Genomic DNA, 12,584 nt, shown 5'->3' with positions numbered 1-12,584 from the left:
GGGCTAATTCATATCAAGAGCCGCATACAGTCCATTTTTCGGTCAACTCTGCAGGGCGGCCATGCCATGTCGGCGGAGCCACCGAAGGAGGTCCCATGCGTTCGCAGGACATACCCGTGCGCCGGTGCCGGCGGCCGATCCTCGTGTCCGTCCTCACTGCCGCCGGACTGCTGGCGACGGCCCCCGGCAGCGTCGCCCAGCCCCAGTCCCCGCCCGGAACGGACCACGTCCGGCACCGGTCCGGCGCCCACCGGCCGGCGGACTACGAGGAGACCGACTGCGAGGGCCCGACGGAGGAGGAGGGGGACGTGTACTCGACGGCTCCCAAGACCACGCCTCCCCAGAACACCCCCGCCAGGGACCCGAAGACTCCGCAGGATGCAAAGAAAGACCCGAAGAAGGATCCGAGGAAGGACCCGGAGAAGGACACGGAGGACAAGGCCCGCAGGGCGCACAAGGCCCGCAAGGCCCGCAGGGCCCACGGGACCCACAAGGCCCAGGCCGCCACGACGGCGAGCATCGGCAGCCTCGGTCACGGCCTCCCGACGAGGTGGCCGCGGAACCTCCCCGACCGCGACGACGCCGTGCGCATGCTGGACGACCTGAGGGTCGAGTCCTTCAACGACAAGGGCTACGAGCGCAAGCAGTTCGGCGGCGCGGCCTGCTGGGCCAGGCACGGCGTCGACAGGTGCACCACCCGTGAGATCGCCCTCAAGTTCCAGTCCGATGTTCCGGCCACGCTCGACGGCAAGTGCCGGGTCACCGGCGGCCAGTGGCACAGCGAGTACGACAACAGGACGATGGCCGACCCGCTGCACGTCGACATCGACCACATCGTCCCGCTGCGCAACGCATGGGGCTCCGGGGCGCGCGACTGGTCGCCCCGCAAGCGCCTGGAGTTCGCCAACGACCTGACCGCCTCGCCGCAGTTGATCGCGGTGTCCACCTGGAGCAATCGCCGCAAGGGCGACAAGGGCCCGGACAAGTGGCTGCCGAAGGACAAGACCGCCCAGTGCTTCTACAGCCAGGCATGGGTCGCAGTGAAGGACTACTACGGGCTCAGCGTCACCCGGGCGGAGAAGGAGAAGCTGGAGGACGTGCTGGACGGGTGCGAGCCCGGGAAGCCGGAGGCGAACGGGCCCGGAAGGCCGGACAGGTACGGGCCCGGGAAACCGGACGGGAACGGGCACGGGAACGGCGGCCAGTGACACTCCCCGGCCGCAGCGCCGCGCGGCCCCGTGCGGCGCCCCCGGGACTCTCACAGGCTCGTTCCCTACGATGGCGCGGTGAGCAGTGACACCGCGACGCAAGCCCGGCCGGGCCCGACGACAGCCGAGCAGCCGCCCCTCTGGCAGCGCAGACTGCGCCGGTTCGGCTTCGCCGGGCGGGTGGCGCAGGAGGACGTGCGCGAGCGGCTCGTGCCGCCGTATCCGGAGCCGGGTACCCGGCTCTGGGCGGCCATGGGGGCCCGGCCCGCCGTGGCGCAGGCGCTCGCGCGGTCCACCGGGTGGGCCGGGCCGCTCGTGGTGGCGCTGTTCGCGGGGCTGATCCGGTTCTGGAATCTCGGCAGCCCCAAGGCCGTCATATTCGACGAGACGTACTACGCCAAGGACGCCTGGGCCCTGTGGAAGTACGGCTACGAGGTCAACTGGCCCAAGGAGGCCAACGACCAGATCGTCGCCGGGCACAGCGAGGTCGCCGACACGGCCGCGTACGTCGTCCACCCGCCCGTCGGCAAGTGGGTCATCGGCATCGGCGAGTGGCTGCACGGGCTGACGCCCTACGGCTGGCGCTTCATGGTGGCGCTGCTCGGCACGCTGTCGGTGCTGATGCTGTGCCGCATCGGGCGGCGGCTGTTCCGGTCCACGTTCCTGGGGTGCGTCGCGGGGCTGCTCCTCGCCGTGGACGGGCTGCACTACGTCATGAGCCGGACGTCACTGCTCGACACGGTGCTGATGTTCTTCGTGCTGGCCGCCTTCGGCTGTCTGCTCGTCGACCGCGACAAGGTGCGGGCGCGGCTCGCCGCCGGGCTGCCGGAGCGGGAGGACGGCACCGCCCTGCCCGACCCCGCGGCGGGGGACGGGACGCGGCTGGGCCTGCGGCCCTGGCGGCTGGCCGCCGGGGTGCTGCTGGGGCTCGCGGTCGCCACGAAGTGGAACGGTGCCGTCTTCCTCGCCGCGTTCGGGCTGATGACCGTCCTGTGGGACATCGGCTCGCGGCGCCTGGCCGGCGCCCGGCGGGCGTGGCTCTCGACGCTGCGGCGCGACGTGCCCTGGGCGTTCCTGTCCACCGTGCCCGTGGCGCTGGGCGTGTACCTCGCCTCCTGGACCGGCTGGTTCGTCAACAGCGGCACGTACGACAAGACGACGGGCTGGCAGCACAGCGGCTACTTCCGGCACTGGGCGGAGACCGAGGGCGGCTACAGCGCGGACGGCTTCCTCGCCGGGATCCTCAACCCGCTGCGCAGCCTGTGGCACTACGAGCAGCAGGTGTGGGAGTTCAACACCAACCTCACCTCGCCGCACACCTATCAGTCCAACCCCTGGAGCTGGCTGGTCCAGTCGCGCCCGGTCTCGTACTTCTACGAGTCCCCGCAGCCCGGCCAGGACGGCTGCCCGGCGGACGCGGCGGGCAAGTGCGCCCGCGAGGTGCTCGCGCTGGGCACTCCGCTGCTGTGGTGGGCGGCCTGCTTCGCGGTGCTGTACCTGCTCTACCGGTGGGCGTTCCGGCGCGACTGGCGGGCGGGCGCGGTGCTGTGCGGGGTCGCGGCGGGCTACCTGCCGTGGTTCCTGTACCAGGAGCGGACGATTTTCGTCTTCTACGCGGTCGTCTTCGTGCCCTTCCTGTGCCTGGCCGTGGCCATGCTGATCGGGGCGGTCCTCGGGCCCCGGGGGTCCTCGGAGCGGCGCCGGGTCGTGGGCGCGGTCGGCGCGGGCACCCTCGTCCTGCTCATCGTCTGGAACTTCATCTACTTCTTCCCGATCTACACCGGGCAGGCGATCCCCATGGACGCCTGGCGGAACCGGATGTGGTTCGACACCTGGATCTGATGCTTATTCAGGTCGGCCGACGGAACGAAAGGTTCAGGTTCAGGCCAACTTTCTGCATGTGTCACTCCTGTCCCGTAGAGTGCCATCCGTGGTTTTAATCAGGTGATTAAAACCGGGGAGGGGGACAGGGGAACATGCGCACTGGTGTGAAGATCGCGACCGGGACCGTCGCCGCTGCGCTGGCAGGAGCCGCCGGGCTCGGGCTCTACAACCTGGTGGACGCCGTCGCGGGCGACAGCGGCTCGGGCACGCACAGCCAGGCCGCGGCCGTGCCGACCGGGCCGCCGACCGCGGACGAGACCGAGCGGACCGCCCGCGACTTCCTCGCCGCGTGGGCGGCGGGTGACACCGAGAAGGCCGCGGGCCTCACCGACAACGCCACCGCCGCCACCGCCGCGCTCACCGGTTACCGGGAACGGGCGCACGTCGAGAAGGTGGCCTTCAAGCAGGGCCCCGCCACGGGCGCCAGGGTGCCGTTCTCCGTCACCGCCGAGGTCGTCCTCGGCAAGCAGCGCTCCACCTGGACGTACGACTCCTCGCTCGCCGTCGTGCGCGGCCGGACCAACGGCCACCCGCTCGTCGACTGGCAGCCCTCCGTCGTCCACCCGGACCTCGCCCAGGGCCAGTCCCTGCACACCGGCGTCACCAAGACGCCCGAGATCACCGCCGTCGACCGCGACGGCAACGAGCTGACCGACCGGGACCACCCCTCGCTCGCGGCCGTCCTGCCGGAGCTGCGCAAGCGGTTCGGCGAGAAGGCGGGCGGCGAGCCCGGCGTGGAGGTGACCGCCCAGGGCGCCGACGGCACCGCCGCGAAGACCCTGTACGTGGTCTCCAAGGGCACCCCCGGCAAGCTCCGGACCACCATCGACGCCGCCGTCCAGCGCGCCGCCGAGGCCGCCGTGGCCCGGCACGCCGACGCCTCCGTGGTGGCCGTGAAGCCCAGCACCGGCGAGATCCTCGCCATCGCCAACGCCAAGAAGACCGAGTTCAACCCGGCGGTCTCCGGGCAGACCGCCCCGGGCTCCACGATGAAGATCGTCACGTCGGCCCTGCTCCTGGAGCAGGGCAAGGCCACCCCGGGCAAGCCGCTGCCCTGCCCCAAGACCGCCACGTACGGCATGACCTTCCACAACGTGGAGCACAGCGAGAACCCCGGCGCGACCTTCGCCCAGGACTTCGCGGCCTCCTGCAACACTGCGTTCGTCTCCCTCGCCGGCCAGCTCCCCGACGGCGCGCTCGCCGCCGAGGCGCAGGACGTCTTCGGCCTCGGCCTGGACTGGAAGACCGGCATTGCGACCTTCGACGGCCGGGTGCCCGCGGACGGCGGGGCGGGCAAGGCCGCCGCGATGATCGGGCAGGGCAGGGTGCAGATGAGCCCGCTCAACATGGCCTCGGTCGCCGCGACCGTGCGCACGGGGTCGTTCCGCCAGCCGTACCTCGTCGACCCGTCCGTCGACGGGCGGCAGCTGGCGAAGGCCGCCCGGCCGCTGCCGGCGGGCGTCGCCCAGGACCTGCGGTCGATGATGCGGCTCACGGCCGTCTCCGGCACCGGGGCCAAGGCGATGTCCGGGCTCGGCGGGGACATCGGCGCCAAGACCGGCTCGGCCGAGATGGACGGCCAGACCTCGCCCAACGGCTGGTTCACCGCCTACCGGGACGACATCGCGGCCGCCGCGGTCGTCCCCCAGGGCGGGCACGGCGGCGACTCGGCCGGGCCGATCGTGGCGGCGGTGCTGCGGGCGCGGTGACCGCCGGGGCGGCATCACCCCGGGTTCCCCGGGGTGACGGATCCGACATCGCGTTGCCCCTGCAACCGGCGCTAGCGTCGCGGGACATGAGCCTCCTCGTCCTCGCGTCCATATCCACGGGCACCACGGGCCGCGCCGCGCGCGGGTGCCCCGCATGACCCCGCTGGTCGCCGCCGCGGTCCTCATCGCCGCCGTCACCCACGCCAGTTGGAACGCCATCGCCCACGGCATCAAGGACCAGCTCCTGGCCTTCACCCTGGTGGGCGGCGGCGGTGCCGCCTGCGGGCTGGTGCTGCTGCCCTTCGCCCCGGCCCCCGCCGCCGGGGCGTGGCCGTACCTGCTCGCCTCCGTGCTGCTGCACATCGCCTACCAGGCCCTGCTCATGCGGTCGTTCGCGCTCGGCGACTTCGGGCAGATGTACCCGATCGCCCGGGGCACGGCGCCGCTCGTCGTCACCGTCCTCGCGGCGGTCTTCGCCGGGGAGCTGCCCGGCGGCGGGCAGCTGGCGGGCGTCGCGGTCGCCTCGGCCGGCCTGGTCGGCCTCGCCGTGTGGGGCATCCGGGGCTCGGGCCGGCGTCCCGACTGGGCCGCGATCGGCGCGGCGGGGGCCACCGGGCTGTCCATCGCCTCGTACACGGTCGTCGACGGCCTGGGCGTACGGGCGGCCGGCTCCTCGCTCGGCTACATCGGCTGGCTGATGGTCCTGGAGGGGCTGGCGATCCCGGCCTGGGCGATCGCGTCCCGGCGCGGCGACTTCCTCGCGCAGATCCGCCCGTTCGCGGTGCGCGGGCTGCTCGGGGGGCTGCTGTCCGCCTTCGCCTACGGGCTGGTGCTGTGGGCCCAGACGAAGGCCGAGCTGGCCCCCGTCGCGGCGCTGCGCGAGTCCTCCATCATCGTGGGCGCCGCGATCGGGGCGGTCTTCATGAAGGAGCGCTTCGGGGCGCCGCGGATCGCGGCGGCGGGGCTGATGGTGCTGGGGATCGGGCTGATGCTGCACGCGGGGTGACGGCGCGGCGGCCGCGCGGGCGCGTCCCCTGACGCGCGGCCGGGATTCCGGTATCCGTTGCGAATGCGCATTCGTCATGCCCTTGATGCCCTCGGCGCCGCCGCCGGGACCGTCGTGCTGACCGCGGCCCCGACCGCGCCCGCAACCGCCGCCGGCCCCGGTCCCGCCCCGGCCCCGCCGGCCAACAAGCTGGCCATCGACCGCACCGGCTTTCTCGCCCCGGACGGCACCGTCACGCTGACCGGCACCTATCGCTGCACCCTCGACAGGCCGGACGGAGTCGTCTTCGTCGGCAGCAATGTCCGGCAGGGAGTCCGCACCGAAGGCGTCGGCGGTTCCACGGCCACCTGCGACGGCGCGGAACACCGCTGGCGGAATTCGGGACGGCTGTATCGGAGCGGAATCCGAACGGGCGCCGCGCGGGCGGACGGGACACTGATGCAGTTCCGGAAGGACAAGAGCGGGATTCCGATTCCGCGTTTTCTGGCGGTCGCGGACTGGACGGAAATCACGCTCGTGGCAGGCCCGTAGTCCCGGACGGGGGACGGGCCGGGGACGGCCGGGAATCCGCCTCCCGCCCCGCCCTGCGAGGATGGAAGCGTGACTGGAACGCTCGTACTCGCAGGAACCCCCATCGGTGACGTCGCCGACGCACCCCCGCGGCTCGCCGCCGAGCTGGCCGCCGCCGAGGTGATCGCGGCCGAGGACACCCGCCGGCTGCGCCGGCTGACCCAGGCCCTGGGGGTGCACACCACCGGGCGGGTGGTCTCGTACTTCGAGGCCAACGAGTCGGCCCGGACGCCCGAGCTGGTCGAGGCCCTGGTCGGCGGGGCACGGGTGCTGCTGGTGACGGACGCCGGCATGCCGTCCGTGTCCGACCCCGGGTACCGGCTGGTGGCCGCCGCCGTCGAGCGCGGGGTCAGGGTCACGGCCGTGCCGGGCCCCTCGGCGGTGCTCACCGCGCTGGCCGTGTCGGGGCTGCCGGTCGACCGGTTCTGCTTCGAGGGCTTCCTGCCGCGCAAGGCGGGCGAGCGCCTCGGCCGGCTCCGCGAAGTGGCCGAAGAACGACGCACCCTGGTCTACTTCGAGGCCCCGCACCGCCTTGACGACACGCTCGCGGCCATGGCCGAGGTGTTCGGCGCCGACCGCCGCGCCGCGGTCTGCCGGGAGCTGACCAAGACGTACGAGGAGGTCCGGCGCGGCCCCCTGAAGGAGCTGGCCGCCTGGGCCGCCGAGGGGGTGCGCGGCGAGATCACGATCGTCGTCGAGGGCGCTCCCGAGCGCGGCCCGGAGGAGCTGGACGCCGCCGAGCTGGTCCGCCGCGTCAAGATCAGGGAGGACACGGGGGAGCGGCGCAAGGAAGCCATTGCAGCCGTGGCGGCCGAAACAGGCCTACCCAAGCGCGACGTGTTCGATGCGGTCGTAGCGGCAAAAAATGCCGCACAGCAGGTCTCACCATAAGGTAAAGGGCTAACCTGAAAAGCAAAGCTTGGGCCTGGCAGCCGGTGCCTTCGGGCATGAAGCCGCCAAGTTTGTCCCAATTAGCGGGTCAGGCTGCTGCGCCATCGCCGAGATGGGCGTTCCCTGGTTGTGGGACGTCCGGTCCCGGAGACACTTGTCCAACGGGCAAGAGGAGCTGCCATGAGCGAGACCGCGGGAACCACGAGCGGTGTCCAGCCCGAAAGGCTGACGCGTACTGTCACCGAACAGAACGCGGCGGCCTTCGAAACGGCCCACGAGTCCTACTCCTTCGCATGCATGCGGTGCGGGCACGGCTGGGAGCAGTCGTACGAAATACGGCACCATGTGGACGCGAAGGGTCAGCCCTTCGTGACCTACTACACGGACGGCGAGCGCGTGCCGTCCCCACTGACGCGCCCGACCTGCTCGAACTGCGGTGAGCACGTGGTGCGCATCATGCGCTCGGGCCAGGTGTCCGTGATCGCGGACGCCCTGCACCTGCACGGGAACTCGATCGTGCCCCAGGCCACGGCGGGACCCCTGCAGAACGGCGGCCCGCACGAGGAGCACGAGGCCCGGCACCACCACTGGCACCTCGCGGACCTGCTCAGGCCCTTCCACCGGAAGTGAGCCCCGCGGCACGCGATCTCTAGAATCGCGCCCATGGCGGCAACAGCATCGAACAGCGGCCCGGCCGGCGGCGGGCGGAAGAAGGACGACCACAAGGACGCCCCTCCGCCGCTCCCGGCCCCGCTGGCAGTGCCCGTGGCCGATTCCCACACCCATCTGGACATGCAGTCCGGTCCAGTGGAGGACATCCTGGCCAAGGCGGCGTCCGTGGGCGTCACGACCGTCGTCCAGGTGGGCTGCGACCTGGCCGGGTCCCGCTGGGCGGCGGAGACCGCGGCAGCGCACGAGGCCGTCTGGGCCACCGTGGCCCTGCACCCGAACGAGGCCCCCCGCATCGTCTTCGGCGACCCCGACGGCTGGTCCCGGCAAGGCGTCCGCGAGCCGGGCGGCGACGCCGCCCTCGACGCCGCCCTCGACGAGATCGACCGGCTCGCGGGCCTGCCGCAGGTCCGCGGCGTCGGCGAGACCGGCCTGGACTTCTTCCGCACCGGCCCCGAGGGCACGGCCGCCCAGGAGCGGTCCTTCCGGCGTCACATCGACATCGCCAAGCGGCACGGCAAGGCGCTGGTCATCCACGACCGCGACGCCCACGACGACGTGCTGCGGGTGCTGGCCGAGGAGGGCGCGCCCGAGACGGTCGTCTTCCACTGCTACTCCGGCGACGCCGACATGGCCAAGGTCTGCGCCGACGCGGGCTACTACATGTCGTTCGCCGGAAACGTCACCTTCAAGAACGCCCAGCACCTGCGCGACGCCCTCGCCGTCGCCCCCCTCGACCGGATCCTCGTCGAGACCGACGCGCCCTTCCTGACGCCCGCCCCGTATCGCGGACGGCCCAACGCGCCCTACCTCATTCCGGTCACTTTGCGGGCGATGGCCGGAGTGCGCGGCATCGACGAGGACGCTCTGGCCACGGCGGTAGCCGCGAATACCGCACGCGCCTTCGGGTACTGACGCCCGGATAACGCGACACCGTGTGACGATCCGACTTTGGAGGGTGACCGCCGCTCCGCTACAGTCCCGCACCTAGCCGGACCAGTGGAGTGTCGTGAGTCATGCACCGGGCAGCCAGCACGCTGCACCCCGCGCCGCGACGGGAGCACCGTCGTACGACCCGTACGCGCCCCGCGATCCGTACGGGTCGCCCGAGTCGTACGCGCTCCACGAGCCGTACGAGACCTATGAGTCCTACGAGCCGTCTGCGCCCCACCAGCCCCACCAGCACCCCTCGGCCGATCCCGGCGCCCCGCACGCCCTGTACGAGGCGTACGAGTCCTACGAGCCCTTCGGGCAGCCCCAGCTGCCCCGGCAGGCGTCGGGTCCCGGCAGCCACGGGCTGCCGACCGTGACCGGCCCCGGCGCCGAGGCGCCGGAGGCGGCCGGTGCGGGTGCGTCCACGGACGACGGGCCCGCGGACGCCCCCGCGACCGGCGGCCGCGCCGCCACCCGCCGGGCGGCGGCCGCCGCGAGCGGCCGCAAGCGCTCCACCGTCCGCCCGGCCGCCCGGGGCGCCCGCCCCGCCCCCCGGGAGCGGGCCGAGTCGCTGCGCCGCCTGCTGCCGCAGGCCCTCGTCGTGGCCTTCCTCGCGGGCGGCACCTCCGCCTTCCTCGCCGGCGACAAGTCCGTGCAGCTCAGCGTGGACGGCAAGCCCCGCACCCTGCACACCTTCGCCGACGACGTGCGGGAGCTGCTGGAGGAGGAGGGCATGGCCGTGGGCGAGCACGACATCGTGGCCCCCGGCCCCCGGCACGACCTGGCCTCCGGCGACCGGGTGATCGTCCGCTACGGGCGCCCCGTCACCCTCACCCTCGACGGGGAGCGCCGCCAGGTGTGGACGACGGCCCGCACCGTCGACGGTGCCCTGCGCCAGCTCGGCGTGCGCGCCGAGGGCGCCTACCTCTCCGCCTCCCGCTCCGAGTCCATCGGCCGCAGGGGCCTCGACCTGGACGTGCGCACCGAGCGCAGCATCACCTTCATGGCCGACGGGCGCGAGCGCACCATCCGCACCAACGCCGCCACCGTCCGCGAGGCCCTCGACCAGGCCGGCATCAGCCTGCGCGGCCAGGACACCACCTCGGTCGACCCCGACAGCTTCCCCCGCGAGGGCCAGACGATCTCCATCATGCGGATCACCGCCGACGAGGAGGTCCGGGAGGAGCCCATCGACTACGCCACCGAGCGGCACGACGACCCCACCCTCTACAAGGGCACCGAGGTCGTCGCCCAGCGCGGTGAGAAGGGCGTCCAGCGGGTCACCTACGCGCTGCGGACCGTCAACGGCGTCAAGCAGAAGCCCCGGAAGATCTCCTCAGAGGTCGTCAAGCAGCCCCGCACCGAGATCATCAGGGTGGGCACCAAGCCCCGCCCCACCACCGTGCAGGGCGCCGAGGGCCTCAACTGGGAGAGCCTCGCCCAGTGCGAGGCGGGCGGGCGGCCCGACGCCGTCGACCCCTCCGGCACCTACGGCGGGCTGTACCAGTTCGACACCCGCACCTGGCACTCCCTGGGCGGTGGCGGCCGCCCCCAGGACGCCTCGTCCGCCGAGCAGACCTTCCGGGCCAAGAAGCTGTACATCAGCCGGGGGGCGAGCCCGTGGCCCGTGTGCGGCCGTAAACTTCACGGGTGAGCTCCAGCCCCAGCACAGACGAGTCCGGCGCCCTGCTCGGCCCGGCCGACATCCGCGAACTGGCCGCCGCCCTCGGGGTCCGCCCCACCAAGCAGCGCGGCCAGAACTTCGTGATCGACGCCAACACGGTCCGGCGCATCGTGCGGACCGCCGAGGTGCGGCCCGACGACGTGGTCGTCGAGGTCGGACCAGGGCTGGGGTCGCTGACCCTCGCCCTGCTGGAGGCGGCCGACCGGGTCACCGCCGTCGAGATCGACGACGTCCTGGCCGCCGCCCTGCCCTCGACCATCGCCAAGCGGCTGCCCGGCCGCGCCGACCGCTTCGCGCTGGTGCACAGCGACGCCATGCACGTGCAGGAGCTGCCCGGCCCGGCGCCCACCGCGCTGGTCGCGAACCTGCCCTACAACGTCGCCGTGCCCGTGCTGCTGCACATGCTGGACCGCTTCCCCAGCATCGAGCGCACCCTGGTCATGGTCCAGGCCGAGGTCGCCGACCGGCTCGCCGCGCAGCCCGGCAACAAGGTCTACGGCGTGCCCTCGGTCAAGGCCAACTGGTACGCCGAGGTCAAGCGGGCCGGGGCCATCGGCCGCAACGTCTTCTGGCCCGCGCCCAACGTCGACTCGGGCCTGGTCTCCCTGGTCCGGCGGACGGAGCCGATCGAGACGACGGCCACCAAGGCCGAGGTCTTCGCCGTCGTCGACGCCGCCTTCGCCCAGCGCCGCAAGACGCTGCGCGCCGCGCTCGCCGGCTGGGCGGGGTCCGCGGCGGCGGCCGAGGCCGCCCTGGTCGCGGCGGGCATCTCCCCGCAGGCCCGCGGCGAGTCGCTGACCGTGCACGAGTTCGCCGCGATCGCCGAGCAGAAGGGCGCCGCCCAGTGACCGGTTCCGTCACCGTCCGCGTCCCCGCGAAGGTCAACGTCCAGCTGGCCGTAGGTGGATTGCGGCCCGACGGCTTCCACGACCTGGCCAACGTCTTCCTCGCGGTCGGCCTGTACGACGAGGTCACGGTCCGCCCCGCGGACGGGCTGACCGTCACCTGCTCCGGGCCGGACGCCGCCCAGGTGCCCCTGGACCGCAGCAACCTCGCGGCCCGCGCCGCGCTCGCCCTCGCGGCGCGGTACGGGCGGGACGCGAACGTCCACATCCACATCGACAAGGACATCCCCGTCGCCGGCGGCATGGCGGGCGGCAGCGCCGACGGGGCCGGCGCCCTGCTCGCCTGCGACGCCCTCTGGGGCACGGGCGCCCCGCGTGAGGAACTGCTGGAGATCTGCGCCGAGCTGGGCAGCGATGTGCCGTTCAGCCTGGTCGGCGGGGCCGCGCTGGGGCGGGGCCGTGGCGAGCTGCTGACCCCGCTCGAGGTCGGGGGCACCTTCCACTGGGTGTTCGCCGTCGCCGACGGCGGGCTGTCCACGCCCGCCGTGTACGCGGAGTGCGACCGCCTGCGGGTCGTGTCCGGTACGGGGGCGGGGGCGGCGGACGTCCCCTCGCCGGAGGCCTCGGCGGCCCTGCTGGACGCGCTGCGCACGGGCGACGCGGCGGCCCTGGCCGCGGCCGTCTCCAACGACCTCCAGGCCGCGGCCGTCTCCCTGCGGCCGTCGCTGGCCGCGACGCTGGCGGCGGGGACGGAGGCCGGGGCACTGGCCGCGATGGTCTCGGGGTCCGGGCCGACGACGGCGTTCCTGGTCGCGGGCCCGGCGGAAGCCGAGAAGACGGCCGACGCGCTGGCGGCTTCCGGCACGTGCCGGGTGGTGCGGGTGGCGTCGGGGCCGGTGCCGGGGGCGACGGTGCTCTGAGGGGGGTGCCTCCGGCGGTTCTTTCCCCACCCCGCCCCTTCCCGAACTGGGGCTGCGCCCCAGACCCCGGGACCGCGCTTCGCGCGCCACGCGGCGGAGCCGCAAATAGAGCGCAGCCTCAAACGCCGGACGGGCTGAATTTCAGCCCGTCTGGGGGCACCTCCTGGGGGCACCCCCAGCGGTAGCTGGGGGAGGTAGCTGGGGGAGTTTGAGGACCGGGGGTCCGGGGGCGGAGCCCCCGCCCTGCGGCGGAGCCGCATATCGG

General features: G+C 73.2%; 11 protein-coding genes. All 11 read left to right on the top strand.

The features are described 5' to 3' along the window. The first annotated feature begins 95 nt into the window (after positions 1–95). The gene (locus tag AC1Z4A_RS12430; protein ID WP_483678235.1) at positions 96–1,208 is read left to right on the top strand and encodes an HNH endonuclease family protein; all 1,113 of its coding nucleotides are present in this window, start codon (positions 96–98) and stop codon (positions 1,206–1,208) included. Positions 1,209–1,286: 78 nt separating this feature from the next. Continuing rightward, positions 1,287–3,050: a dolichyl-phosphate-mannose--protein mannosyltransferase gene (locus AC1Z4A_RS12425; RefSeq protein ID WP_483678234.1), complete on the top strand. Its 1,764-nt coding sequence runs from the start codon at positions 1,287–1,289 to the stop codon at positions 3,048–3,050. A gap of 134 nt (positions 3,051–3,184) precedes the next feature. Further along, on the top strand, positions 3,185–4,801 hold the full coding sequence (locus tag AC1Z4A_RS12420; RefSeq protein WP_483678233.1) for a penicillin-binding transpeptidase domain-containing protein: 1,617 nt from the start codon (positions 3,185–3,187) through the stop codon (positions 4,799–4,801). A 154-nt stretch (positions 4,802–4,955) separates the two neighbouring features. Next, complete coding sequence (locus AC1Z4A_RS12415; RefSeq protein ID WP_483678232.1) at positions 4,956–5,807, top strand: EamA family transporter; 852 nt, start codon at positions 4,956–4,958, stop codon at positions 5,805–5,807. Between the two features lie 63 nt (positions 5,808–5,870). Next, complete coding sequence (locus tag AC1Z4A_RS12410) at positions 5,871–6,338, top strand: DUF6299 family protein (RefSeq protein ID WP_483678230.1); 468 nt, start codon at positions 5,871–5,873, stop codon at positions 6,336–6,338. 69 nt (positions 6,339–6,407) lie between these two features. Continuing rightward, positions 6,408–7,268 carry a 16S rRNA (cytidine(1402)-2'-O)-methyltransferase gene (gene rsmI, locus AC1Z4A_RS12405; RefSeq protein WP_483678228.1) on the top strand — a complete coding sequence of 287 codons (861 nt, stop codon included), beginning with the start codon at positions 6,408–6,410 and terminating at the stop codon, positions 7,266–7,268. Positions 7,269–7,448: 180 nt separating this feature from the next. Then, entirely contained in the window at positions 7,449–7,898 is a 450-nt protein-coding gene (locus AC1Z4A_RS12400; RefSeq protein WP_483678226.1) for a hypothetical protein, read from the top strand. A gap of 33 nt (positions 7,899–7,931) precedes the next feature. Next, on the top strand, positions 7,932–8,852 hold the full coding sequence (locus AC1Z4A_RS12395) for a TatD family hydrolase (protein WP_483678225.1): 921 nt from the start codon (positions 7,932–7,934) through the stop codon (positions 8,850–8,852). Between the two features lie 94 nt (positions 8,853–8,946). After that, a complete protein-coding gene (locus AC1Z4A_RS12390) occupies positions 8,947–10,524 on the top strand; it encodes a ubiquitin-like domain-containing protein (protein WP_483678224.1) in 1,578 nt (525 codons plus the stop codon). Then, the gene (gene rsmA, locus AC1Z4A_RS12385; protein WP_483678221.1) at positions 10,521–11,402 is read left to right on the top strand and encodes a 16S rRNA (adenine(1518)-N(6)/adenine(1519)-N(6))-dimethyltransferase RsmA; all 882 of its coding nucleotides are present in this window, start codon (positions 10,521–10,523) and stop codon (positions 11,400–11,402) included. The genes AC1Z4A_RS12390 and rsmA overlap by 4 nt, the downstream gene beginning before the upstream one ends. Next, a complete protein-coding gene (locus tag AC1Z4A_RS12380) occupies positions 11,399–12,319 on the top strand; it encodes a 4-(cytidine 5'-diphospho)-2-C-methyl-D-erythritol kinase (RefSeq protein ID WP_483678219.1) in 921 nt (306 codons plus the stop codon). Before rsmA ends, AC1Z4A_RS12380 begins: the two co-directional genes overlap by 4 nt. The last annotated feature ends 265 nt before the right edge of the window (positions 12,320–12,584 follow it).

Source organism: Streptomyces sp. 17_S59 (assembly GCF_056930295.1).
The sequence above is the reverse complement of the archived record's forward strand: the minus strand, read 5'-3'. Positions and strand labels throughout refer to the sequence as shown.